27 protein-coding genes and 1 pseudogene are annotated in these 25,449 nt (G+C 41.7%); 10 read left to right on the top strand and 18 right to left on the bottom strand.

What is annotated here, in order from left to right; genetic code table 11:
- Together MTF68_RS18670 and MTF68_RS18675 are read left to right on the top strand one after the other, a co-directional pair.
- Positions 1-215: pseudogene (locus MTF68_RS18670) on the top strand (hypothetical protein); the annotation flags it as partial.
- A gap of 108 nt (positions 216-323) precedes the next feature.
- Positions 324-860: a gamma carbonic anhydrase family protein gene (locus MTF68_RS18675; RefSeq protein ID WP_029773008.1), complete on the top strand. Its 537-nt coding sequence runs from the start codon at positions 324-326 to the stop codon at positions 858-860.
- On the opposite strand, the gene MTF68_RS18680 is transcribed toward MTF68_RS18675, so the two are convergent.
- On the bottom strand, positions 843-1,103 hold the full coding sequence (locus MTF68_RS18680) for a DUF1488 domain-containing protein (protein ID WP_024031321.1): 261 nt from the start codon (positions 1,101-1,103) through the stop codon (positions 843-845). The two genes, MTF68_RS18675 and MTF68_RS18680, sit on opposite strands and share 18 nt — an antisense overlap.
- Positions 1,100-1,924, bottom strand: coding sequence for a shikimate dehydrogenase (gene aroE, locus MTF68_RS18685; RefSeq protein ID WP_248463322.1), 825 nt, complete (start codon positions 1,922-1,924; stop codon positions 1,100-1,102). The genes MTF68_RS18680 and aroE overlap by 4 nt, the downstream gene beginning before the upstream one ends.
- Positions 1,925-1,977: 53 nt before the next feature.
- Here aroE and MTF68_RS18690 point away from each other — a divergent pair, with 53 nt between their 5' ends.
- On the top strand, positions 1,978-2,415 hold the full coding sequence (locus MTF68_RS18690; protein WP_029773006.1) for a group II truncated hemoglobin: 438 nt from the start codon (positions 1,978-1,980) through the stop codon (positions 2,413-2,415).
- A 93-nt stretch (positions 2,416-2,508) separates the two neighbouring features.
- Here MTF68_RS18690 and hemF read toward each other — a convergent pair whose 3' ends face one another.
- The 6 genes from hemF to MTF68_RS18720 all read right to left on the bottom strand — a co-directional run bounded on the left by hemF (position 2,509) and on the right by MTF68_RS18720 (position 7,438).
- Complete coding sequence (gene hemF / locus MTF68_RS18695; protein WP_248463323.1) at positions 2,509-3,459, bottom strand: oxygen-dependent coproporphyrinogen oxidase; 951 nt, start codon at positions 3,457-3,459, stop codon at positions 2,509-2,511.
- 1 nt (position 3,460) lies between these two features.
- Positions 3,461-4,024, bottom strand: coding sequence for an L-threonylcarbamoyladenylate synthase (locus tag MTF68_RS18700; protein WP_248463325.1), 564 nt, complete (start codon positions 4,022-4,024; stop codon positions 3,461-3,463).
- 21 nt (positions 4,025-4,045) lie between these two features.
- Positions 4,046-4,621, bottom strand: a complete 576-nt coding sequence (locus MTF68_RS18705) for a type I DNA topoisomerase (RefSeq protein WP_004588033.1) — start codon at positions 4,619-4,621, stop codon at positions 4,046-4,048.
- A gap of 97 nt (positions 4,622-4,718) precedes the next feature.
- Positions 4,719-5,192 (bottom strand): DUF494 family protein, encoded by a 474-nt coding sequence (locus MTF68_RS18710; protein ID WP_004588034.1) that lies wholly within the window; start codon positions 5,190-5,192, stop codon positions 4,719-4,721.
- A 1-nt stretch (position 5,193) separates the two neighbouring features.
- Positions 5,194-6,285 carry a DNA-processing protein DprA gene (dprA, locus tag MTF68_RS18715; protein ID WP_004588035.1) on the bottom strand — a complete coding sequence of 364 codons (1,092 nt, stop codon included), beginning with the start codon at positions 6,283-6,285 and terminating at the stop codon, positions 5,194-5,196.
- A 31-nt stretch (positions 6,286-6,316) separates the two neighbouring features.
- Positions 6,317-7,438 (bottom strand): LysM peptidoglycan-binding domain-containing protein, encoded by a 1,122-nt coding sequence (locus MTF68_RS18720; RefSeq protein WP_096738862.1) that lies wholly within the window; start codon positions 7,436-7,438, stop codon positions 6,317-6,319.
- Positions 7,439-7,557: 119 nt separating this feature from the next.
- Between MTF68_RS18720 and def the strand changes: the two genes are divergently transcribed.
- From def to trkA, 4 genes are all read left to right on the top strand, one after another.
- The gene (def, locus tag MTF68_RS18725; protein ID WP_004588037.1) at positions 7,558-8,064 is read left to right on the top strand and encodes a peptide deformylase; all 507 of its coding nucleotides are present in this window, start codon (positions 7,558-7,560) and stop codon (positions 8,062-8,064) included.
- Between the two features lie 21 nt (positions 8,065-8,085).
- Entirely contained in the window at positions 8,086-9,039 is a 954-nt protein-coding gene (gene fmt / locus MTF68_RS18730) for a methionyl-tRNA formyltransferase (protein ID WP_096738861.1), read from the top strand.
- Positions 9,032-10,327 carry a 16S rRNA (cytosine(967)-C(5))-methyltransferase RsmB gene (gene rsmB, locus MTF68_RS18735; protein WP_004588039.1) on the top strand — a complete coding sequence of 432 codons (1,296 nt, stop codon included), beginning with the start codon at positions 9,032-9,034 and terminating at the stop codon, positions 10,325-10,327. Before fmt ends, rsmB begins: the two co-directional genes overlap by 8 nt.
- Before the next feature lie 75 nt (positions 10,328-10,402).
- Complete coding sequence (gene trkA / locus MTF68_RS18740; protein WP_004588040.1) at positions 10,403-11,779, top strand: Trk system potassium transporter TrkA; 1,377 nt, start codon at positions 10,403-10,405, stop codon at positions 11,777-11,779.
- 85 nt (positions 11,780-11,864) lie between these two features.
- Here the strand turns inward: trkA and MTF68_RS18745 are convergent, their stop codons facing one another.
- From MTF68_RS18745 to MTF68_RS18780, 8 genes are all read right to left on the bottom strand, one after another.
- Entirely contained in the window at positions 11,865-12,080 is a 216-nt protein-coding gene (locus tag MTF68_RS18745; RefSeq protein WP_004588041.1) for an EF-hand domain-containing protein, read from the bottom strand.
- 177 nt (positions 12,081-12,257) lie between these two features.
- Positions 12,258-12,470 (bottom strand): calmodulin-like protein, encoded by a 213-nt coding sequence (locus MTF68_RS18750; protein ID WP_004588042.1) that lies wholly within the window; start codon positions 12,468-12,470, stop codon positions 12,258-12,260.
- Between the two features lie 129 nt (positions 12,471-12,599).
- Positions 12,600-12,812, bottom strand: coding sequence for an EF-hand domain-containing protein (locus MTF68_RS18755; protein WP_004588043.1), 213 nt, complete (start codon positions 12,810-12,812; stop codon positions 12,600-12,602).
- Positions 12,813-13,275: 463 nt separating this feature from the next.
- On the bottom strand, positions 13,276-13,938 hold the full coding sequence (locus tag MTF68_RS18760; RefSeq protein ID WP_096738860.1) for a flagellar brake protein: 663 nt from the start codon (positions 13,936-13,938) through the stop codon (positions 13,276-13,278).
- 29 nt (positions 13,939-13,967) lie between these two features.
- A complete protein-coding gene (locus MTF68_RS18765) occupies positions 13,968-15,419 on the bottom strand; it encodes a TrkH family potassium uptake protein (protein ID WP_004588045.1) in 1,452 nt (483 codons plus the stop codon).
- Positions 15,420-15,469: 50 nt separating this feature from the next.
- Positions 15,470-16,084, bottom strand: coding sequence for a YigZ family protein (locus MTF68_RS18770; protein WP_024032141.1), 615 nt, complete (start codon positions 16,082-16,084; stop codon positions 15,470-15,472).
- Between the two features lie 86 nt (positions 16,085-16,170).
- The gene (pepQ, locus tag MTF68_RS18775) at positions 16,171-17,493 is read right to left on the bottom strand and encodes a Xaa-Pro dipeptidase (RefSeq protein WP_004588047.1); all 1,323 of its coding nucleotides are present in this window, start codon (positions 17,491-17,493) and stop codon (positions 16,171-16,173) included.
- Between the two features lie 184 nt (positions 17,494-17,677).
- Complete coding sequence (locus tag MTF68_RS18780) at positions 17,678-19,564, bottom strand: transglycosylase SLT domain-containing protein (RefSeq protein WP_096738859.1); 1,887 nt, start codon at positions 19,562-19,564, stop codon at positions 17,678-17,680.
- A gap of 295 nt (positions 19,565-19,859) precedes the next feature.
- Between MTF68_RS18780 and fadB the strand changes: the two genes are divergently transcribed.
- The 3 genes from fadB to tusA all read left to right on the top strand — a co-directional run bounded on the left by fadB (position 19,860) and on the right by tusA (position 23,682).
- Positions 19,860-22,019 carry a fatty acid oxidation complex subunit alpha FadB gene (gene fadB / locus MTF68_RS18785; protein ID WP_096738858.1) on the top strand — a complete coding sequence of 720 codons (2,160 nt, stop codon included), beginning with the start codon at positions 19,860-19,862 and terminating at the stop codon, positions 22,017-22,019.
- Between the two features lie 4 nt (positions 22,020-22,023).
- Entirely contained in the window at positions 22,024-23,193 is a 1,170-nt protein-coding gene (gene fadA, locus MTF68_RS18790) for an acetyl-CoA C-acyltransferase FadA (RefSeq protein ID WP_004588050.1), read from the top strand.
- A 249-nt stretch (positions 23,194-23,442) separates the two neighbouring features.
- A complete protein-coding gene (gene tusA / locus MTF68_RS18795; protein WP_248463327.1) occupies positions 23,443-23,682 on the top strand; it encodes a sulfurtransferase TusA in 240 nt (79 codons plus the stop codon).
- A gap of 123 nt (positions 23,683-23,805) precedes the next feature.
- Here the strand turns inward: tusA and MTF68_RS18800 are convergent, their stop codons facing one another.
- Both MTF68_RS18800 and MTF68_RS18805 read right to left on the bottom strand, forming a co-directional pair.
- The gene (locus MTF68_RS18800) at positions 23,806-24,330 is read right to left on the bottom strand and encodes a transposase (protein WP_248452300.1); all 525 of its coding nucleotides are present in this window, start codon (positions 24,328-24,330) and stop codon (positions 23,806-23,808) included.
- A gap of 641 nt (positions 24,331-24,971) precedes the next feature.
- The gene (locus MTF68_RS18805) at positions 24,972-25,421 is read right to left on the bottom strand and encodes a hypothetical protein (protein WP_248463329.1); all 450 of its coding nucleotides are present in this window, start codon (positions 25,419-25,421) and stop codon (positions 24,972-24,974) included.
- Positions 25,422-25,449 lie beyond the last annotated feature (28 nt).

Raw genomic sequence — 25,449 nt, forward strand, 5'->3', positions numbered from 1 at the left:
TCCTTTATTTTTCGAGTCAACACTTAATTTTAAACTTTCTTTTTAGAAGATTTAAAACCGAAGTTTTACTTAACTCTGTGAGCAGCTCCTGCCTCGCTATGCGTTGGCGTTCCCCGTCTCAGTGGGGTCGCATTATAGGGAGAACAGATTTTTACGCAAGCACTTTTTTAAAGAAAAACCAAAAAAAAGCACTGTTCGGTCAATATGTGAACTAAACCCTCTATAACTGGTAGTTTTATAATCAAAACAGGCCTTTTCTGGCCTATATTTAAGTGTTGCTGTTACACTCAAGCGACTATAACTGGTATTTAAAAGGTATATATATGGCTATCCGTTCTTATAAAGGTGTGACTCCCTCTTTTAATTCGTCTGTTTATGTTGATGAGTCGTCTGTTTTGGTAGGAGATATTACGATTGGTGACCACTGTAGCGTATGGCCTTTAGTGGCAGCGCGAGGAGATGTTAACTATATACGTATTGGTGAACGTACAAATATACAAGACGGTAGTGTTCTTCATTTATCACGCGCGACTAAAAGTAACCCAGATGGTTACCCACTTATTATTGGTGATGATGTGACAGTAGGACACAAGGTGATGCTGCATGGATGTACGCTTGGAAATCGTATACTTGTCGGTATGGGCGCTATTGTAATGGATAATGTAATTGTAGAGGACGACGTTATTATTGGTGGGGGGTCATTAGTACCGCCAAATAAACGATTGGAGTCTGGTTATTTATATGTTGGTAGTCCAGTAAAGCAAGCTCGCCCATTAACAGAGCAAGAGCTTGCCTTTTTAAAAGTATCTGCAGATAACTATGTGCAATTAAAAGATGAGTATTTAGCAGAGATCAACTAGATTCACTTCTATCTGCCCTGCCGAGTTATAACTTTCATCTTCTATAAGTTGCTCGGCACATTCTTCGTAATCAAACCGGTATTTGTCAAAATGCTGCGTTGCATGGCTTTCATCTTGAAGCCCTAGCTTTCGTAAATCTATAATACACTCCACCAGCATCCCTGTTACTTGTGCAAAAAAGACTAGTTGGTGGGAAGGTTCTCTAAACTCGAGTCTATCTATAAACTGTATGGCTTGATTCATTTAAGCATGCCTTGTTTTAGTGCTTTAACAACAGGAAGTATGGCGGGCATTTTATTACGCCATACATAATATGCCTGTGCAGCTTGGCCTACTAACATACCACTGCCATCTAACAGCTTAGCGTGGTTATTATGCTCTGCAACCCAGTTCATAAATACGGTATTTTGCTGGGAGTAAAACATATCGTATGCCACCGCGCACTGGCTTAGGTGTTTTTCGTCAAGTGCTGGTAACTCGTTGTTCATACTGCTAGAGGTAGAATTTACGATAAGTGAGTAATCGCTTACAGGTAATGTATCAAACCCATAGCCTGTTACCTTGCCATATTCAGCAAATAGTTGTGCTAAGTCTTGCGCTTTTTTTGCCGTGCGATTAACAATCGTTATTTCAGCTGGATTATGCTCAAGTAGAGGTAGTATCACCCCTCTTGCTGCACCACCAGCACCAATAATTAAAATACGCTTATTGGTAATTGTCACTTCATTGGCAAGTAAATCATTAACAAAGCCCACGCCATCGGTGTTATCGCCTAACAAAGTGCCATCATCGCGTTTTTTAAGTGTATTAACTGCACCAACAATTTTAGCAAGTGGGGTGAGCTCATCAGCCATGGCATACGCTTGCTCTTTAAATGGCATAGTAACATTGGCACCTATTCCGCCTTGCTCAAAAAAGGTGGTTACTGTTTTTTCAAAGTGATCGATAGGTGCTAATATTGCGCGGTAGTCGATTTGCTCACCCAAAGATACAGCAAATTGTTTATGTATCGCGGGGGATTTTGAATGTTTGATTGGATTTCCAAAAACCGCATATTTGTCCATTTTAAAGCAACCTCTTTGCAGCTATACACTGCCTATTAACGATGATAAGTAATATGATTAAACGACTTTTTTCAAAATCTAAACCAGCTCCTGAGCAACCAGCGCCCACTCCTGAGAAAACACCGTATGAAATTATTGGTGGAGAAGCAGGTACCCGTGCTATTGCTAATAGATTCTACGACATAATGGCCAGCGATGAATACGCCAAACCATTATATGATATGCATCCTCTGCCATTAGATAGAATTCGCCAAGTGTTTTTTGAATTTTTATCGGGTTGGTTAGGCGGGCCTAACCTATTTACTGAAAAGCATGGCCAACCTATGCTGCGAAAACGCCATATGCCTTTTACTATAAATAAAGACCTGCGCGATCAGTGGATGTATTGCATGAATAAAACGCTCGATATAGAAGTAGACAACCCCCTACTGCGCGAAGGGTTAAAGCAATCTTTTGGACAACTTGCCACGCATATGATTAATGAGCACTAATTGTAACTACTTAGCAAAAAGGCGCTGTTAAGCGCCTTTTATTAGGGTTTGTTGAGCTTTGCGGATTAAACAGCCCCTACCTTAATTTAATATTTATAATTGCCACTCTCTGGCTATCAAATCAGTAGGTTTAGTGCTTAGCCACTCTTGTGGACGTAAATAGTATTGATACAAATTAGCCTCTGCGCTGTCGGGCGCGGGCTTATAATTGTATTCCCAACGCGCCAGTGGCGGCATCGACATTAATATAGACTCTGTGCGCCCACCGCTTTGTAAGCCAAATAGAGTACCTCTATCCCACACAAGGTTAAATTCTACGTAACGACCGCGGCGATACAATTGAAAGTCGCGCTGCTGTTGCGTGTATTCATCATTTTTACGACGCTCAATAATAGGTAAGTACGCATCTAAAAAGCCATTACCAACCGATTGCATAAATGCAAAGCTCTGCTCAAACCCTAGCTCGTTTAAGTCATCAAAAAATAAGCCGCCTACACCGCGTGTTTCGTCGCGATGTTTTAGGTAAAAATATTCATCACACCACGTTTTGTATTTTGGATACACTTGTTCACCAAATGGTGCACAAATGTCGTGTGCGACTTGGTGCCAATGCTGTACATCTTCAAAAACGGGGTAAAAAGGCGTTAAGTCAAACCCTCCGCCAAACCACCAAATAGGCTCTTCGCCTTCTTTTTCAGCTATAAAAAAGCGTACATTGGCATGACTTGTAGGAACATGTGGGTTTTTTGGATGAATAACTAATGAAACACCACACGCATGAAAGCTTCGCCCTGCAAGCTCTGGTCTATGAGCGGTCGCAGAGCCCGGCATAGATGCACCAAACACATGCGAGTAGTTAACGCCGCCTTGCTCTATTACATTACCGTTAGTGGTAACACGCGTACGCCCGCCACCGCCTTCGGCACGTTGCCAGCTATCTTCTACAAATTTTGCATTGCCATCGGCCTGCTCTAAACCTTGGCAAATGGTGTCTTGCAAAGCCATAAAATACGCTTTTACTTGTTCTAATAATTCGCTTTGCATATTAACCTCTAAATACTTTGCCGGTCATGGCATCTTTAATTGTGCTTGGCTGCGTGTTGCCCCCTAAGGGCTCATCAATGTAACAGCCTACCTTATCTGCAAATTGCTGCTTGGCTTGTTCAATACTTGTTACCGTTGGCTGTCCGGTTAAATTAGCACTAGTAGAGACAAGAGGCTTGCCTAATTGCTGGCATAAGCGCTTAACACTTGGATGATCAGTAACCCGTACGGCAATCGTATCAAACTGCCCTGTTAACCATTTAGGCGTATTTTCAGCTGCAGGCATTACCCAGGTAATAGCACCGGGCCAACTAGAGAAAATATCAGCGCGCTTGTCCATTGGCAGCTTTACATCGTCAACATACTTTAATAACTGGCCGTAGTTATCGGCGATTAAAATAAGGCCCTTTTCAACGGGACGCTGTTTTATTTCTAGCAACTTCTCAACAGCTTGCTGATTATCTGGATCACACCCTAAACCATAGACAGCTTCAGTAGGATATAAAATAACTTTACCTTGTTCTAAGCAAGATATAGCCGTAGGCAATGTAGAAAGGTCTGACAAAATATGCTCCAGAAATTTATATTAATCAGTAGTGGTAAGTTTATGCAGGCAACTTTTTTGTGGGCACTGTAGCACAGTACCATTAGCCATTTTTTTCTCAATAACAAGCGGCCAATCGCACTTAGGGCATGGCTTGGCTATGGGTTTGTTATTTAGAGTATATTTACAGCTTGGGTAACAATCGCATGAGTAAAACGTTTTACCAAATTTATTGCTGCGTGCAACTAGCTGCCCTTTTTTACATTTAGGACACCCAGGTAATTCATCATCGTTATTATTAGGTTCGTCATCGTGGGCGATATAATGACACTCAGGGTACCCTGTACACCCAATAAACATACCATAACGGCCGTTTTTAACCACCAGCGGTTTTGTGCACTGTGGGCAGGCTGAATCTTCAAGAACCTTTATTTCGTTGCTGTCGTGATGCGCTAATGGACGAATAAAGTCGCATTTAGGGTAACTAGCACAACCCAAAAACGGACCTGTTTTAGAGTTACGGATCACTAATTCAGAACCACATTGTGGGCAGACTTCGTATTCTTTTTCTAAGGCGTGTTTATCCGCCGAGAAAAGCGAATGGTCGATTTTACTCATGAGGTTCCTAATGGGTTGCTGAATTTTCGCCTAATATACCCAAACCACTTAAAGATACAAGCTGTGCATATATGTTTAAGTGGTTTGGCATACAATTTTAATGTAGAAGTTCGGTGGGTTCGTCAAATATAAGGTCTTCCATTTGCTCGTAAGCCTCTTCTGAGCCAGGTACGTTAAATAACACCATAAGCACCACCCACTTTAAGTCGTCGAGCGAAATATAAGGTTTATCTAATGCGGCAAGGCGGTCCATAACCATTTCGCGGGTTACACTGTTAACCACCCTTATTTGCTCTAAAAACATCAAAAAGCCACGGCATTCAACGTTTAACATTTTGCATTCGCTATCGGTAAAAATGCGCATTGCTTGGTGAGGCTTTGTAATTAAGTAGGGCGACTCGTCGCTGCGTTGTAAATCGGCCAATTGTTCAAGCCAGTTTAACGCTTTAAAAATTTCGGTCTTATTAAAGCCCGCGCGAAGTAATTCATCGGTAAGCTCGTTTTCTTCAATATAAATATCGGCTTCACTGTGAATGTAGTTTTCAAAAAGATACATGAGAATATCAAACATATTACCTTCCTGTGCTTAGCTTTATATACCCGTCTAACACTCGCTCTATTTCGTCGTCTAACTCTAAATCGAGCAACCTTGCCAGCACTTTATCAATTGGCCACTTGGCGCGACGTACAATTTCATCAACACTGGTTACCTCATACCCTATACTATTTAACACCTCACACTGTGACTGTTTGTTTACAGGCTCCTCTTTATTATATAGACCGCTTTGATAAGAAAAGCTCACCTCATCTAAAATATCTGTTACATTTTCGACTAACTTAGCGCCCTGCTTTATTAAAAAGTGACTCGCTTGCGATAATGGGTTTTTAATAGAGCCTGGTACTGCAAACACTTCTTTATTTTGTTCAATAGCGTAACGTACCGTGATCAATGAACCGCTTTTAATTTCAGCCTCTACAATAACCACGCCTAAAGACAGCCCAGATATAATACGGTTTCTGCGTGGAAAGTTATGCGCATTAGCAGCGGTACCCGGTAAAAACTCGCTTATTAATAAGCCATGCTCTAATACTTGGTCTGTTAATAATTTATGGCGTTTGGGGTAGTAAATATCAACCCCAGTCCCTAATACACCAATTGTTTTGCCATTATTGGCCAATGCACCTTTGTGCGCGGCACCATCAATACCCCGCGCCATGCCCGAGGTAACAGTAATACCGGCTAAAGTAAGCTGATAAGCAAGCTCCGAAGCTATTTCAAGCCCCGTAGGGGTCGCGTTTCTACTGCCAACAATAGCCACTTGCGGGCTAGATAATAGCGATATATCGCCTTTACAAAATAACAGTAAAGGGGCACTGGCTATGTGTTTTAGCTCGTTTGGGTATAGCGCATCAAAAATACACACCACTGTAATATTAAGCTGCTGTATTTGTTGCTCGTAATGGTTTACTTGCTGCCAATTGGTATTGAGTAAGTTGCAGGCTTGGTTTTGGGTAAGGCCAAGCTGTTGTAATTCACTTTGGTTTAAATCAAATAATGATTCGAGGGGGTGAGTATGTGATAAGGCTAACAGTGTTTTAATACCTAAGCCTTTACACATATAAAAGGCAAGCCAGTGGGCTAGCTTGCCAGATGACTGATCCATGCTCTCTCCTAGAGCACCGACTCGCTACAACTTAATGAATTACTACACTATCTCCAACGCGAATTGGGTGCTGATTTTTTGTTATTAATGCATAACTCACTTTGTCATACACTTTAAATACAATTAACTCACCCACTTTTTCGTGTGGCATTGTCCATGTTGTGGTGTCTTCATCTGGCTCGCTGCCAAATAATTCACCTGCATCAGATAAAAGCTTTTCAAATTTGCTCGAATCCTCTGGATAACGCGGTCCTCGAGGGCCATCAATAACGGTGGGTGATTGGCGTTCTAAATCGAGGATATGACCAACTTCAATTTGTTGCTCAGCACCTAAGTTTAGCACCACTACATCCATTGTGCTGAATTCTCTTACTTGGCGCGGCGAGTCAATAACACTGCCGGATATACTTTGCTTAGGACGATGCATATTAAAGTACGCTGGTAACATTTGCCCTTGCATAGCAGGGAGTAAAAAATCGCCCTGTTGTATTTCTTGTTTAACTGACTCAACCCGTAAAGACGATGGTACGCCATTGCTTTCATCGCCCGTTCTAAATGCACGAGCCATACCGACATAAGTAGCGCGAGTGGCTAGCTCTTCACCGGTTTGTGTATCTATGTAAGGTTCGCCTTTGTGATAAATAGCATACGCTTTATGTACTTTTAAATCGCCCTTAACGTATAAAATATGCCCGAGAGTTTGCGTTTTAGTATTTTCGTTTGCCCCTAAAATATACGGCTTATCATCTATGTCATCGCTGTTAATCGCTTGCTCATAGCTTAAATAAGGTTTAATTATTTCAAGTGGCAAAGTGGTGATGGCGTTATTACCTTTTGGTGTAATACGCCCTTGCGGCGATAACTTTCTGTACGCTTTATTAATCACCAAACGCGGGTTACCGTCGGCGTCGTACACTAACGCGAGTGCATCGCCTGGGTAAATTAGATGCGGGTTATCTATTTGCGGGTTCATTTGCCACAACTCTGGCCACAGCCATGGTTCTTCTAAATAAATGCCGGAAATATCCCAAAGGGTATCGCCTTTTTTTACAACATATTGTTTTGGAGCATCTTTTTTTATTTGTAAAACATCAGCGACTGCAGGAAAAGCAGTACTTAGTGCAAACATAATTGCAGCCAATTGAGATTTCATTGGGCTTCCTTGTATTGTTTTTTCATTATTATTGACCAAAACCTGTTAAAGGGGAACGCGAATGGCTAAAATAAGAGCATACAATACCCTAAATTAAGCACAAGTGTAAAAAGGTAACTATGGCTAGGTTAGAAGTTTTAAGATTTCCAGATGAGCGTTTACGTACGGTAGCAAAAGAAGTTGCACAGGTTGATGACAACGTTCGCCAAATTGTAAAAGACATGCTAGAGACAATGTACGATGAAAACGGCATTGGGCTAGCTGCTACACAGGTTGATATTCATCAACGTATAGTGGTGATCGACGTATCAGAAGAACGCGACGAACCACTGGTTTTAATTAACCCACAAATTATTAAAAAAGATGGTGCAACAATTAGCGAAGAAGGCTGTTTATCAGTGCCTAACTCTTACGCAAAAGTAGACCGTGCTGAAACCGTAACCGTTGCTGCTCTTAACGAAAATGGTGAAGAATTTGTACTAGATGCAGATGAGCTATTAGCTATTTGTATTCAACACGAACTAGATCACTTACAAGGTAAACTATTTATTGATTACCTATCGCCATTAAAGCGTCAACGTATTCGCAAAAAGCTTGAAAAAGAAGCTAAATTTGCAGCGAAGTAATAAGCACCTTAGGAAAACTCAGTGACAAAACCACTACGCATTATATTTGCCGGTACGCCGGACTTTGCCGCTCGTCACCTACAAGCGTTAATTCAAAGCGAACACCAAATTGTTGGAGTTTACAGCCAACCAGATCGCCCTGCTGGGCGTGGTAAAAAGTTAAAAGCCAGTGAAGTAAAAGCGCTTGCGCTTGAACATGAGCTACCTGTTTTTCAGCCACAATCATTAAAAAATGAAGACGCACTCACTGAGCTTAAAAGCTTAAATGCCGATATCATGATAGTGGTGGCTTATGGCTTAATTTTACCAAAAGCCATTTTAGAGGCGCCACGCTTAGGGTGCTTAAATGTGCATGGCTCTATTTTACCGCGCTGGCGCGGTGCTGCCCCTATACAGCGCGCAATTTGGGCTGGCGATGAAGATACCGGCGTAACCATAATGCAAATGGATGAAGGGCTTGATACCGGCGACATGCTGCACATTAGCCGCTGCCCTATTGCTGCGGATGAAACCAGTGCCAGTTTATACACTAAACTGGCTGAACTTGGTCCCGGAGCACTTGTTCAAACCATTAATAAGTTAGCCAATGGCGAGCTTATAGCAGAGCCGCAAAACGACGAGCTGGCAAATTACGCTAAAAAGCTTTCAAAAGAGGAAGCAAATATTGATTGGACGATGGATGCTGTACAAATTGAGCGTAATATTCGTGCATTTAATCCATGGCCAGTGTGTTTTACTCAAATGGGTGAGCACAGCGTAAAAGTTTACCAAGCCTCAGTCGTTGAGCAAACAGGCCCTGCGGGCGTTGTTTTATCAAGCGATAAAAACGGCATTGTAGTGGCGTGTGGCAAGCAGGCATTAAGTATTACACAGCTGCAACCCCAAGGTAAAAAACCAATGGCAATTAGCGACTTTTTAAACGGTCGCAGTGACTGGGTAACTCCTGGTACCGTATTAGGCGAAAACAATGAGTAATGTTCAAAACGTACGTGCGCTTGCCGCTGAAACTTTATATAACGTGGTTGATAAAGGCGCTTCGCTAAATCAAGAGCTACCATTTGCCAGCCAAGGCCTGCCCCCTAAAGACAAAGCGCTATTACAGCAAATTTGTTACGGCGTGTTGCGCTACCTACCTAGCCTTGAAAACTACTGCCAACATTTAGTAGAACAGCCACTTAAAGGTAAGCGTCGTATTTTTCAGTTTTTGTTGTATGTCGGTATCTATCAGCTGCAGCATATGCGCGTGCCACCGCATGCCGCCATTTCTGAAACCGTTAATGCCCTTGGCCAAATGCGTGCATTAGGCTTAAAAGGCTTAATCAACGCTATTTTGCGTAGTTTTCAGCGCCAACAAAGCGAGCTTGAAGAAAAAGCCAAGCAAATACCAGTGTGTTTATATAACCATCCAAATTGGTTTATTAAACAAGTGCAAGCTGCCTACCCAGACAACTGGGAAGCGCTTCTTGAAGAAAACCAACAACAAGCCCCTATGTGGTTACGTGTCAATCAAGCCCAATACAGCACGCAACAATACAGCGAAATGTTAACGGCTAACGATATAGAGCACACGTTAAACCCTGAGTTTGTTGATGGTATTAAACTAGCTAAGCCGCGTGATGTATTTTCGTTGCCAGAATTTGATGTGGGCGCCTGCTCAGTTCAAGACGCCGCAGCACAATTAGCCGCACGCTTTTTAGCACCTCAAGCTGATGAATACATTTTAGATGCCTGTGCAGCACCTGGCGGTAAAACATGTCATATATTAGAGCTTGCTGATGCAGAAGTATTAGCACTTGATAGTGACGCCACTCGCCTAGAACGTGTTAAACAAAATTTAACCCGTATCGGTTTAGGCGCAGACCTACAATGTGCAGACGCTTCGCAGCCACACACATGGTGGGATGAGCAACAGTTTGACCGCATTTTATTAGATGTCCCTTGTTCGGCAACCGGTGTTATACGCCGCCACCCAGATATAAAATGGCTTCGCCGCGCATCAGACATTGAAGATTTAGCCACACTACAAAGCGATATACTCAATAGCATTTGGCCGCTACTTAAACCAGGCGGCACAATGATATACGCAACCTGTTCGGTACTGCCGCAAGAGAACCAACAGCAAGTCGCTAAATTTTTAGCTAATAATAGTGACGTTGAGCATATACCACTGCACGACAACGACACAGTTACCAACCCTGGTTTACAATTACTACCAGGTGAAAGCGACGGATTTTATTACGCTAAGCTAGTTAAAAAAGCCTAATAGCCGTACACTCAATAGCCATTTATTAAACAGTAAATGGCTATTTTTTTAATTAAACAGTAATTCGGGTAAATAATGAAAATAATCATACTCGGTGCCGGACAAGTCGGTGGTACGCTTGCTGAAAACTTAGTTGGCGAACAAAACGAAATAACCGTTGTTGATATAGACGGCAACCGCTTACGAGAGCTACAAGATAAGTACGACTTACAAGGGGTCACGGGGCACAGTGCTCACCCAGATGTGCTCAGACGTGCAGGTGCTGAAGACGCCGACATGATTATTGCGGTAACCAGCTCAGATGAAGTCAATATGGTGGCGTGCCAAGTCGCGTATAGTATTTTTAATACGCCAACTAAAATAGCCCGTATCCGATCAGAGCAATATTTAAAATACCGCGAAAAGCTATTTCATAACGATGACCTCCCGGTTGATCACTATATTGCCCCCGAAGCACTTGTTACCAAATATATTCGCCGTTTAATAGATTACCCAGGCGCGTTGCAAGTGCTGCAATTTGCCGATGGCATGCTCTCTCTTGTGGCTGTAAAAGCTTACTACGGTGGCTTATTAGTGGGTTATGCGCTTTCTGCTTTAAAAGAGCATATTCCGAATGTAGAAACCCGTGTAGCAGCAATTTATCGCCAAGGTAAAGCTATAAAGCCACTGGGCACCACGGTAATAGAAGCGGACGATGAAGTATTTTTCATTGCTGCCACTAAGCATATTCGCGCAGTTATGAACGAGCTACAAAAACTTGAGCGTTCTTACAAAAAAATTATGATAGCCGGTGGCGGTAACATTGGTGCAGGCCTTGCTCGCTCACTGGAAAAAAACCACAGCGTTAAGTTACTAGAGCGTAGTAAAGAGCGTGCTGAGCAACTCTCTGAAATGCTAGATAACACCGTCGTGTTTTGTGGAGACGCCTCAGACCAAGAACTACTATCTGAAGAGCACATAGAGCAAGTTGATGTGTTTATTGCCGTAACCAACGACGATGAAGCAAATATAATGTCGGCCATGCTTGCAAAACGCATGGGCGCACAAAAAACCATGGTGCTTATTCAGCGTGGTGCGTATGTAGATTTAGTGCAAGGGGGTGAAATAGATATTGCTATATCACCACAACAAGCAACTATTTCGGCGCTACTTACACACGTACGCCGTGGCGATATTGTTAATGTGTACTCGTTACGTAAAGGCGCGGCAGAGGCCATTGAAGCCGTTGCCCATGGCGATGAAAACACATCAAAAGTAGTTGGCCGTGCGATTGCCGATATCAAGCTACCTGCAGGTACAACGATTGGCGCTATTGTACGTAATGACGACGTACTGATTGCCCACGACGACACGGTTATTATGTCTGGTGATCACGTTATTATGTTTTTAATCGATAAAAAGCATATAAACGTAGTAGAAAAGCTATTCCAAGTTAGCGCTATATTTTTATAGTTAAACACAAAAAAGCCGCTGACTAAGGCGGCTTTAGTGGAGTATGTTTTTTTAATGCTAGGCAACCCTGCTTAGCAGCTTCTAATTACTGTACTTTTGAAAACTCTTGCTCAGAAATTTCACCATTACCATCAGTATCTAGCTGGTCAAAAATTTTCACTAGCTGTGAATTTACCTGCGCTTCTTGCTTTGAAATTGCACCATCACCATCGGCATCAAACGAGGCAAAGTCGACTGCAGCGTACGCCGCTGATGAAGAAGCTAATACGATAACGGCAAGTGCTGTATTTAATGTTTTCATAGTTGTGTCCTAATTAAGAGGAAATCCTTTTCTAAGATCCATGGGTTTAAAAATTAACTAAAAAGTGCTTTTGCCAATGTGCATTACTAAGTTTTAATGCACATTGGGTTAGAGCAAATGACTCTTTGCTAAGTGAACATGCGCTGTCCTGCCTCAATTGGCAAAGATCATCACACCCTAGTATTTAGAGAACTCTTGCTTTGAAAGCTCACCATTTCCATCGGTATCAAGCTCAACAAACTCAGCCATTAAATCCGCATCAACCGATGCTTCAGCTTGGCTAATGGCGCCATTGCCATCTACATCTAGCGTGTCAAAATCAGTTCCTGCAAAGGCAGCAGAAGAAGAGGCAATAGCCATAAATGCGAGTGCTTTATTTAAATGCTTCATAATTTAATCCTTCAATATAAACAAATTAGTTAAGTTCACTACGTGGTGTACGCAATCCTTGTAATCCTTTTTCGTAAGCTCCCTTGCCTACTTAGGTTGTCATTGGCAACTCAGGATTGTTACCACACTTTAAGCTTCTGAAAATTCTTCTTTTGATAGCTCACCATCTTGGTCAGTATCTAATTCTGAGAACATGCTCATCAGTTTTGCATCAATTGATGCCTCTGATTTGCTAATCGTGCCGCTGCCATCTACATCTAACGTATCAAAATCGGTTGCTGCAAATGCCGCTGATGATGAAGCAAGGGCGATAAGTGCTAAAGTTTTATTAATGCTTTTCATAATATAATTCCTTCAAGTATATGTGTGCGATTAAGTGTTTTACTTTAAATCACGTTATTGTTCAGTACAGCCAGACTATTACAACTTGAATGCCAAGTTTTAAAAGCTCATTAATTTCAATCAGTTAAAAGAGTGCTTGGCTATTTTTGATAAATCTGCGGGGGTTTCATGTTGCAAACTAGCAACAATGGGTAAAGCTAAGTTTTTAAATGCAATAAAAACAGCTAGTTACATAAGAGAAAAAAGCTACAATTTTCGGCGTAAATTGTAAGAATGAAGTTTTATCGAAAAAAGAGACTAAATTTTAGCCGTGAGGGGAGCTAACGTATTAAAATAACTCACTCGTAAAACTAATCTATACAGCTGATTTTTATAGAAAATAAAAATTATTTTTTGAATTTTTAAAAAATATGACTGCCACTCAAATAAAAAATGGCCATTTGTTGCTATTAAGCGAAAGTGCTTATTCTAATGGCAGCTCAAGCATCGCGGGATCGATAAAGTGCTCTTTCATAAATGCCTTCATTTCATCTTCACTGGCTAGAAGTTTAATACCACAATTAACTCCTGCGGCGTGTTCTTTTACACTGCATATTTCGCCAGTAAATGCTTTATTGTTGGTATCAACCGTCACCGTGCATTGCATATCTTTAATATTTTCATCGTTTTGATCGCCGCGTACATCAAACATCACCCCGGTAAGCGAGATGTCTTTAATCACCCCTTCAAGTACTCTATCGTCACTGAGAGTTAATTTTGCAGGTAATAAGGTAGGTATGCGTGTTTGCGCGCGCAGTGCAAATAACTGCACTTGCGTAGGGTAATTAATAAAAATGAGCCTAGCAGGGTGTGAGGCAACCGACATAAGTTGCTGCCTAAATGCTATTACTTGTCCGCCACTGCCTTCTATAACCGCTCTTACCACCACCATTACACCATCACGTAGGTAATCACTTGCAGCAGCTAAACGCTTTGAACTTGGGTAATTTAAAATAATAAATTTATTTTCTAGCAAGCCAATAAACTCTGTTTTCACGCGTTTACTACTGGTAGGCGTAACAATTTCCAAGTCGACCAATCGCCCTGTTGTTAACTGGTGTAATTTATATAAATTAGAATGTGGCATGCCTGTTCCTAAGCATCATTTGTATATTATTACCCACGCCAAAAGGTCGGCGTAAATAGCACGAGTAAAGTGAATATTTCTAAGCGACCAAATACCATGGCAATGGTTAATAGCCATTTGGCACCATCGCTCACCGCCCCATAATGCGAGGCAACATCACCTAAGCCTGGGCCTAAATTATTTAAACATGCCGCTGTAGCAGAGAACGCGGTAATGTTATCCATGCCGGTTCCCATTAGCGCCAGCATTATAATAATAAACACCAATGCGTACGCTGAGAAAAACCCCCAAACCGCTTCAACTACTTTATCGGGCAGGGCTTTACGACCAAGCTTAATAGAGTATATAGCACGTGGGTGCACTAAGCGGTTAAGCTCACGTATGCCTTGTAGGTAAAGTAAAAACACGCGTACAACTTTCATACCGCCACCGGTTGAACCTGCACAGCCACCTATAAAGCTCGAAAAAATAAGCAATATAGGTAAAAACAGCGGCCAAGTAGAAAAGTTATCGGTGGCAAAACCGGCTGTGGTACTCATAGACACCGCCTGAAATAAGGCCTGATCGAGGGTTTCATCACCATCGGCAAATATTTCGTTAGATGAAAGCACCGTAAAACAAATCACCACCAGCGCTAACTGAATCAGTAAAAAAACTTTAAATTCAGGGTCGCGAATGTATACCTGAATATTACGACTCGCTACCGCCGCGTAATGCAGTGAAAAGTTCACCGCAGCAATAATTAAAAAGAAAACACATATAAAGTTAATGACAGGGCTATCAAAGTGCCCTATTGAGGCATCGTAAGTAGAAAAACCGCCAATCGCCACTGTAGAAAACGCATGGCATATAGCATCAAACCACTCCATACCTGCCGCCCAATACGCCAACATACAGGTTACCGTTAACGACACATAAATGTACCAAAGGTGCTTTGCGGTATCGGCAATGCGGGGGGTCATTTTTGAATCTTTTACTGGGCCTGGGATCTCAGCTCGGTATAACTGCATGCCACCGACCCCAAGCATGGGCAGTATAGCAACAGCAAGTACAATGATCCCCATACCGCCAAACCACTGTAATTGCTGGCGATAAAACAAAACAGACTTAGGCAGGTATTCAATTCCGGTAAGTACCGTGGCCCCAGTGGTTGTAAGGCCAGAAAAGGCCTCAAACACCGCATCGGCCATAGACAAATTAGGTTCTTGTAAAAAAATCAGCGGTAACGATGCAAACGCCCCTAGTACCAGCCAAAACAGAACAACAATTAAAAAGCCTTCGCGTGCTTTTAAGTCGCCGTTTTCATGCCTGTTTGGGTAATAAGCTGTTAAACCAATAACCACACTAAATATAAACGCTAATACAAAAGGAACACCACCACCATCTTTATAAAATAAAGACACCACCGCAGGCGGCACCATGGTAATACTAAACAGCGCAACAAGTTGGCCAAGGATTTTTATGATGGTACGAAATTGCATGTAGCTTATCGCTTTTATTATTAGTAAATATAAGTGTGTAAGTTATTGTCTTACTCTTTGATAGTTAACTCAACTGCGCCATGGCTTAAATCAAAAATATCTTTAATGGCCTGTTTTGCTTGGCGGCTATCAATAGTAATAACCCATTCAATATTAGCAGTAAATTGTTTTTCTATATTAAGTACTTGATAATTGGTTTTTAACAATTGCTCTATTGCGCCCTGCATGCTGTATTCACTCTGGCCTACAATCTCGATACTCGGTACTTTAGTCACCGTTTTTAGCTGCGAAAGTGCATTATTAAGCGACCCACCATAGGCACGTACTAACCCACCGGTGCCCAGCTTTATACCGCCAAAATAACGGGTGACAACCGCAGTAATTTCGCCAAGTCCAGAACCCACCAGCACATTAAGCATGGGCTTTCCTGCGGTACCATTTGGCTCGCCATCATCAGAAAAACCATAAACATGGCTTCCGCCTGGGTTACCCGCTACGTGCGCCCAACAATTATGACGAGCATCTGGGTACTTTTCTTCAATGCTTTTAATAAATGCTTTAGCAGCCTGTAGGTCTGGCGTATGCGCGATATGAACTATAAAGGTGCTTTTTTTAATTTCTTCTTGATGAAACACATCATCGGCGGGGTATTTATATTCAGACATAATTAAAGCTCAATTAAAAATGGGGCCAAAAGGCCCCTTTGCATTCGCGTATTTTAGCGCGTATTGGCGAGCTCGTCTTTATTAGCTTAGTCGAGCGCTAAATCACGAGTCATATTTTCTAGGCTGTCTTCGTGAACAATAATATTGTCTTCAATACGAATACCGCCGTATGGTTTTAACGACTCGATTTTTTCCCAGTTAATAAACTGCTTACTGTCGGTTTGCGCTAAATCACCTAATAATGAGTCTATAAAGTAAAGCCCTGGCTCAATAGTAAACACTTGGTTTTTCTCTATTTTACGAGTACAACGCAAGAATGGGTGCCCTTCTGGCGATGGCTGGTGGGTGCCTTTATCATCACGCATAAAGCCGCCCATATCGTGCACTTGTAAGCCAAGGTGATGGCCCAAGCCATGAGGGAAAAATGTTGAGGTAATTTTACGTTCCACAATTTCTGTTGCAGGTAAGTTTACAATATTGAAGTCGCTAAGAATTTGCGCAATACGGTTATGGCAATCAACGTGTAAATCGCCATATAACATGCCTGGCTTTAATGCGTTGCCTAACTCAATTTGTATTGCCGTCATAGTTTGTACTAGCTCAGCAAATTCGCCCTGTTTTTTAAAATCGTACGTACGGGTTATATCTGCGGCATACCCATTAAAGTTTGCGCCAGCATCGATTAAAAATGAATTATGAGTAAGCGGTGCTTTTGGCTCAAAATGTGTGTAATGCAAAATAGCGCAGTTTTCGTTAAGCGCTACTATGTTGCCATACGGCATTTCGTTTTCGCTTTGGCGTGTAGCCATAAGGTACGCTTGCTGAATATCAAATTCGCTACCACCATTATAAAACGTATCGCGTGCTGCTTTATGTCCATCTACCGCAATGCGGTTGGCTTGGCGTAAACATTCAAGCTCGTACTGCGTTTTATAAGCGCGGTTATAATGAAAATAGTTAAGTACCGGCTCAGGGTTCATAATACTAAAGCCAAGCGCTTGCGCTACCTCTAGGTATTCGCCCATGTAAGCGTATTTAGCTTTATCGTAAGGTAATAGTTTTTCAACTTGATCAGGCTGTAGCAATAATTCTATATCAAAGTACTCAGCCCAAAAATCACGCGGCTCATCTGGCACTTTGTGCCAAAAATCAACTGGGCGGTAAAAAATAAGCTTAGGTTTATCGCTACCATTTACCACAATCCAACAATGTGGATTATCAATAACAGGAAGCCATGCTTTAAAGTGTGGATTAACTTTAAATGGGTAATACATGTCGTCTAAAAACTGGCGCTTAGCTTGGCCTGAGTGAATAACTAAACCCTCGAGCCCTTCACGGTCACAAATTGTACGCGTACGTTGTTGTAATGTGGCAATATGCTCTGCATATAAAACGGCTAATTTATCCATTGTTAATCCATCTGTTAAATTTAACTTGCTTTGAGTCTACCACTTAAACGTAAAGCGCTCAAAAAAGGGGGATATTTAACATGTAAATATCCCCCTAATACTTATACCCATCATGTTAAGTTATTAGCCCTTTATTTAGCACGCTAGAATGGCTAAATATTTTAGGCAATTGGTATTACATAATTTACCCGCCCATTTTCATGTTGAGTAACGGCGCGAGCACGTTTCCTTCTCGGCCCATCCGGGTGTGATAAACTTGGCGATAAGCAAACACATTTTTTACGTAATCTCGCGTTTCTCTATACGGGATCAGCTCAACCCATAGCTCTGCTGGTATGGCTTCGTCAGGTAACCAGCGTTTAATACGATGATACCCTGCGTTGTAAGAAGCCGTAGCAAGTATTTCATTCCCTTTGTTTTTCTTTTTTAAGTACTGCAAGTAACTAGTACCTAAGCGTATATTGGTTTTAGGTTGGTACAAACGCGTACTCGATACCCTTGCTTTGTTAACGTATTCTGCCGTACTAGGGAGCAATTGCATTAAACCACGCGCATTTGCATGCGAACGCGCATCTGGTGCAAACGAGCTTTCGCGCCGTGCAATTGCAATACTCCACGCGGGGTCTATTTTGCTGCGTTTACTGTAGCGCTCAAATATATCTTGAAATGCAAACGGAAAACGCAGTTCAACATAATCCCATGCTTTAATTTTAGCTAACGTGAAAATAACGTTATCGTGCCAATTGTTTTGCGCTGCAACCTTTGAAGCAGCTAGTTTTTCTTCATCTGTAGAGGTGTTCGTTAAGTAATTCCATTCTCGGCGTGCAGAGGTAAAACGCTCGAGTTCGTAAAGTGCTTTTGCACGTTTAAAGCCCGGCGCATTCTTCACCTTCTCTACTAATTTTTGATCAACCTGCAAAGGCTGATTATTTAAATCAACTGGCAGCCCTAATCGTGCCGCCGCTAAAAAACCATAGTAATCGCGGTTAGCGGCCACTTTAGTCCAAATTTCGTCTGCTTTTTGTTGCTCGCCTCGCTTAGCATAGCTATAAGCAAGCCAATATTGCTGACCTAAACTTAAATCGTCTTTACCTGTAAAAAAAGCCGCTATGCCTTCCCAGTCTTGGGTTTTAAGCATATTACCAAGTTGCCACTGAATTAACTTTCTGTCTTGTCGCGCTTTAGGCACTTTATTAAGCCAAAAACTGGCCTGTTTATGCCCACTTGAAGCAAGCGATAAAGCAAACGTGTAATACAAATCTGCTTTTTCTTCATCGCTGAAGGTAAACATTTTTTCTAGCTTTTGCCAGGCTCTTAAAGCCAGCGCTTTATCGCGCCAAATTAAACGCTTAACACCATAAATGGCTATTTGCGCTTCTTTTGCCGACTTAGTTTTATAACGATACAAGCCTGCGGCCGCACTAGGGTCGCGGCGTACTTTTAAATATAAATCGGCTAAGTAACGCTCGTTTTTAGGTAACAACGTTTTTAAATAAGGGAGTAAACTTTGCGTACCGCCCTGCGCTGCAAGGGTTATGCGCTTCCATACAAGCTCATTATTTAAATAACCTTTTTTGCGCCAAAGCGAAAATAGTGAGTCGCATTCATTCGGTTGCGACTTACCCACCGTCCATAAATCGGTAACCTGATTAAAAATGGCTTTTTCTGGCGCCCCTAAATCAAGCTGAAAATCTAAAAACGTGCATGTTAGCGCTGCGTTAGACGTTTCTCGGTAGTTTTTTATATACGCTGCTTTTTTATTGTTTTTTTCAAGATACTCTAACCACGCTTTACGTACCGGCCACTCAAGCGGGGTATGTTCATAAATGGTTAGGTAATCTTCAATTTCGCTTTGGTATTTAAAATTGGGATGGCGTTGCCAATATGTTTTTTCGACATACGGCTTTAGCGGGTGGTCTAACCCGTTTATTGCTTCTTTAAAGTCTTGGTAGCTTCCATAGCGCACTTTTTTTTCAGCATCTAAAAACGCGTCATTATCGATACTCGCTTGGGCAGAACTAAAAGGAAGAATAAAGGCAGCTGCCACAGCGCTTAATAAAATTTTTTTCATAATATCCTTTAGGTTTAACGACCTGTCAGGGTTAATAATTTCCAGTTTGAGACACTAAAACAATAATGAGAGTGCCTTTAATAAAGTATGAACAACATTTAATTTACGCACTCATAATAATTAATGAGTACCTTTAGCACATTCCAGTACACCTTAGCACCAAACCAGCTATATTTTAACCAACCGTTTGTAACCGAGTTAAATTTTTCGTTGCATTTTAATTTTAAAGCAAGCACACTGGTCGAAATGCAAACTCATCGTACCAGTCTTAGTTCGTCAACTAGGGAGAATAATAATGTTATATAAAAGCGATTCCTTTGAAGTTAGCTTCCTAAAGGAAAACATCGCCGAGTTTAAGTTTTGTGTTGCAGGTTCTGTAAACACACTATCTCAGCAAACTCTTTCAGATTGTGCAGCAGCATTAAAAGAATTAGCGTCTAATTCTGATATCAAAGGCATGATTTTTACCAGTGATAAAGATCACTTTATTATTGGTGCAGATATCTTCGAATTTTTACCAACATTTACTAAACCAGAAGAAGAATTAGTAACGTGGATCAAAAACGCAACCGACGTTTTTGACGCAATCGAAGACTTACCATTCCCAACTCTTAGCGCTATAAATGGCTTGGCACTTGGCGGCGGCTGTGAGTGGGCACTTGCTACCGATTATCGCGTTGCAAGCGAAACCGCTAAAATGGGCTTACCAGAAGTTAAACTAGGTATAATGCCTGGTTTTGGTGGCACAGTGCGCTTACCACGCATTATTGGCGCAGATAACGCCATGCTTTGGATCACCTCAGGCAAAGAAAACCGTGCCGCTGACGCCCTAAAAGTAGGTGCGTTTGACGCGGTAGTTAGTGCTGACAAACTTTTAGAGTCAAGCCTAGCAACACTTGAATTAGCAATTGCCGGCAAGCTAGATTGGCAGGCAAAGCGCGATGTTAAACTTCAGCCACTTAAATTAAACCGTGTTGAGCAAGGCATGAGCTTTGCAATGGCAGAAGGTATGGTAATGGGTAAAACCAAAGGCCACTATCCTGCTCCGGTTATGGCAGTTCGCACTATTAAAGCAGCGGCCAACTGTACTCGCGATGAAGCAATGGCAATCGAAAATGCTAACTTTGCAAAACTTGCGCGTACTAATGAAGCTGCAGCGCAAACCGGTATTTTCTTAAATGACCAGTTTATTAAAGGTAAAGCACGTAAGCTTGCTAAGCACAGCGATGTTGAAATTAAACAAGCGGCTGTATTAGGCGCAGGTATTATGGGCGGCGGTATTGCATACCAGTCAGCTTATAAAGGCACACCAATCATAATGAAAGACATCCAACAGGATGCGCTAGATTTAGGTATGGGCGAAGCATCTAAACTACTTGGTGCAAAAGTTAAACGCGGCCACATGCCAATGGAAAAAATGCTGGCAACGCTTAGCAAAATTAAGCCAACGCTTAACGATGCAGACCTACAAAACGCCAACATTATTGTTGAAGCGGTTGTAGAAAACCCTAAAGTTAAGCAAGCGGTATTAGCTGACCTTGAAAAGAACATGCCAGAAGGCACGGTACTTACATCAAACACATCGACTATTTGTATAGACTTACTTGCAGAAGCACTCGATAAGCCAGAAAACTTCTGTGGTATGCACTTTTTCAACCCAGTGCCAAAAATGCCATTAGTAGAAATTATCCGTGGTGCAAAAACCTCTGATAAAACAATTAATGCAGTTGTTGATTACGCGCTTAAACTTGGCAAGTCTCCAATTGTTGTAAACGATTGCCCAGGCTTTTTTGTAAACCGTGTTTTATTCCCGTACTTTGCGGGCTTTAGTAAATTAGTTGTTGAAGGCGCTAACTTTGCAAAAGTAGATAAAGTAATGGAAAACGTATTTGGCTGGCCAATGGGCCCGGCTTACCTGCTTGATGTTGTAGGTATTGATACGGCGTATCACTGTACTGGCGTAATGGCTGACGGTTTCCCTGAGCGTATGGCACGTGCAGAAAAAGATCCGGTAACTGTTTTTGCTAACGAAAAACGTTTTGGTCAAAAGAACAAAGCAGGTTTTTACAAGTACGAAACAGACCGTCGTGGTCGTCTTAAAAAATCAAGCGATGCAACAGCAGTTGAGCTACTAGCGCCAATTACTGATGCACCTAAAGAATTTGATAAACAAGAAATTATCGACCGTTGTATGATCCCAATGATCAACGAAGTACTACTTTGTTTACAAGAAGGCATTGTTGCTTCTCCTCAAGAAGCTGATATGGCCCTTGTATACGGCGTTGGTTTCCCTCCATTTAGAGGCGGCGCGTTCCGTTACTTAGATCAAACAGGTTTAGCTAACTTTGTTGCAGCAGCAGACAAATATGCTCACCTAGGTGCGATTTACCAAGTATCAGAGCAAACTCGCAAATGGGCCGAAGAAGGTCGTGTTTTCTATAAGGTGGAAGGTTAATATCATGAATAATCCAGTAATTGTAGATTGTATCCGCACACCAATGGGTCGCTCAAAAGGCGGCGTATTTAAAAACAAGCGTGCGGAAGATTTAAGTGCTCACCTTATGAAAGGGTTATTAGAGCGCAACCCAGCAGTTGACCCTGCATCAATTGACGATATTTATTGGGGCTGTGTACAGCAAACATTAGAGCAAGGCTTTAACGTTGCACGTAACGCATCACTGCTTGCGGGTATTCCACATTCAGTACCAGCTACAACCGTTAACCGTTTATGTGGCTCGTCAATGCAAGCATTGCATGACGCAGCACGCGCTATTATGACAGGCGCTGGCGACACTTACCTTATTGGTGGTGTTGAGCACATGGGTCACGTACCTATGACTCACGGTAACGACTTTCACCCAGGCTTAGCAACTTCAATTGCACAAGCATCTGGCTCTATGGGTTTAACTGCAGAATACCTTGCTACTATTCACGGAATTAGCCGCCAGCAGCAAGACGAATTTGCATACCGCTCACATCAACGTGCACATGCTGCAACAGTTGAAGGCCGTTTCCGCCGCGAAATTTTAGCAATGGAAGGTCACGCAGCTGATGGCTCTTTAATTTTAGTTGAAGATGATGAAGTAATTCGCCCTGAAACAACGGTTGAAGGTTTATCTCAGCTTCGCCCAGTATTTAACCCTGCCTCTGGCTCGGTTACTGCGGGTACATCTTCTGCACTTTCTGATGGCGCATCAGCCATGTTAGTAATGAGCGAAGAGAAAGCAAAAGAGCTTGGCTTACCAATTCGTGCACGCGTTAAAGCAATGGCTGTTGCCGGTTGCGATCCATCAATCATGGGTTACGGCCCAGTACCAGCAAGTAAAAAAGCACTTGCACAAGCTGGTATTACTATTGATGACATTGACGTAGCAGAGCTTAACGAAGCATTTGCAGCACAATCACTGCCTGTACTTAAAGACTTAGGTTTAGCAGACGTGGTTGATGAAAAAGTGAATTTAAACGGCGGCGCAATCGCACTTGGCCACCCACTAGGTTGTTCAGGTTCGCGTATTAGCACCTCGCTTATACACTTAATGGAAGACAAAAATGCAAAATATGGTCTAGCAACTATGTGTATTGGTTTAGGCCAAGGCATCGCGACTGTATTTGAACGTGTTCAAGACTAATTATTAGCTTAAACATGTAAACCATCTTTGTGATTAAAAAGGCGAACTAGCGCAAGTTAGTTCGCCTTTTTTTATGCCACCAGCTTATTGCTGATATGAATAATGTGATCGGGTGTATTAAATTTAAACCAGATTATTTTTTACTGTATTACGCTTACCCGTTATATGCAAAACAGTTAACCAAACAGATTAATTGCGCTAAACTACCCGACCAAACCAAGCCGCGACTATTTTTACAGGTAACTTTTTATGAGCTTTGATAATCCCGATCACCAATTAGACGCCATGGGCCTACGCTGCCCAGAACCTGTAATGATGTTACGCGCTGCAATTCGTAAGATGAACGACGGTGAAACGTTATTAATTACCGCTGATGACCCATCAACCACCCGTGATATTCCAAGTTTTTGTACGTTTATGGATCACACGCTGGTGGCTACAGACGCCAATGAAGCACCTTATAGGTATGTGGTGAAGAAAGGGTTATAGGTTTGAAAGTTGGTTTAGTAAGTTAGGTTATTTTTGTATATTTAACGCATCGTTAAGAACTTAAACCAAATGTAGGTTGGGTTGAGTTTTAGGAAACCCAACTTGTTTTATAACACCGAAATTTTATTCATCATACAAAGTGGTTGAATCATTATTGCACTCCCAATCTTGGCTTAGTTTTGATTTTTTAACGTATTGATGAAAGCTTGAAAATGGCCAATCACTCACTTTAATAACATGGTTATGTTTCACCGGGTTGTAGTGAATATAATTAATATGATTATTTAAGTCTTCTTCATCTCTAATTTTATGTTCCCAATAGCGACGCTGCCAAATCCCGCGCTCTCCTTTCGCTATTCGACTTTTATTACAAAACTCTGTTGCTGGCAGCTCTCGAGAAAAGCCTGATTTTATAAGTCGCCAACGCATTGCGTAATTACTATCACCTTTAGGTAATTGCCAAATAGCATGAAGGTGATCGGGCATGATAACAATTGCAATCGTCTTTATTGGATGCTTTTTTGCCACCTTTGAATATACACGGCGTAATAACTCTATATTTTCCACAAGCAAAGGCTGAGATCTATCTTCTAAATTTACCGTAAAAAAATAACATGCGCCCGCCTCTAACATACGTTTATAACGCATATTTTTATCCATAAAATAAACAGATAAATAAGAGTATAGATTAGTTTTGTTAATTATAATCAAGACAAGTTTACGTAACTCAACGTATTTGATAACCAGCAGCACAGTTTTATTCGCAGCATATGTTGGGTTTCGTTTCACTCTACCCAACCTACTTAAAATCTACTTATCCATTATCGCGCTTTTGGTTTACGACTGTAATTAGACTAACTAAGCTCATTAATTTGATTGTATATTTATAGCAATCAATAAAAATTATTATTGATGTAGGTTGGGTTGAGTTTTACGAAACCCAACGTATTTGATAACCAGCAGAACAGTTTTATTCGCCGCATATGTTGGGTTTCGTTTCACTCTACCCAACCTACTTAAAATCTACTTATCCATTATCGCGCTTTTGGTTTACGACTGTAATTAGACTAACTAAGCTCATTAATTTGATTGTATATTTATAGCAATCAATAAAAATTATTATTGATGTAGGTTGGGTTGAATTTTCGAAACCCAACGTATTTGATAACCACCAGCACAGTTCTATTCGCCGCACATGTTGGGTTTCGTTTCACTCTACCTACAACATCCTTGTCGCAAATCTATAAGCCCACTCGGGCAGCTAAAAGCTGACAGCTCCCAACTAACAGCTATTTCTTCGTTATCGTCACTTTCGGCTTATCATAGTCACTGTAATCAATACTTACTATGTAGGTGCCTTTTATCGCTGGCGTGTAGCTAAAGTAGTTATAAATAGTATTACAGTCTGCCAGTACGGGTTGGCCGAGCGTTAGTTTTTGCCCTGCTGGTTGGGCATCGCTGTAGCCGCAGTTGTAGCCTTCACTAAAATCGGCATCGGCTATTTTAAATTCGTACACTTTACCTGGGGTGCTAAATTTAACTTCTGCTTGGTAAAGCGCGCCGCCTACTGGCATAAACTGGTACTGAGGCTCTGCATCCCAAAGCGTAAAATCGCCTCTTAGGTAAATTGTTTTATCCAGCTCTTGCTGTGGCAGTACGTCGTTAATAGACACTTGGCTAGTACACGCTGTGAGTAAGCCGGCAATGGCAAGCGTTAAAATTCGTTTCATTGGCATCATTAATGGGTTTCCTTCGTTCTGTTAAAAC

Source organism: Pseudoalteromonas sp. 2CM37A, assembly GCF_023161885.1.
Lineage (GTDB): Bacteria > Pseudomonadota > Gammaproteobacteria > Enterobacterales > Alteromonadaceae > Pseudoalteromonas > Pseudoalteromonas atlantica.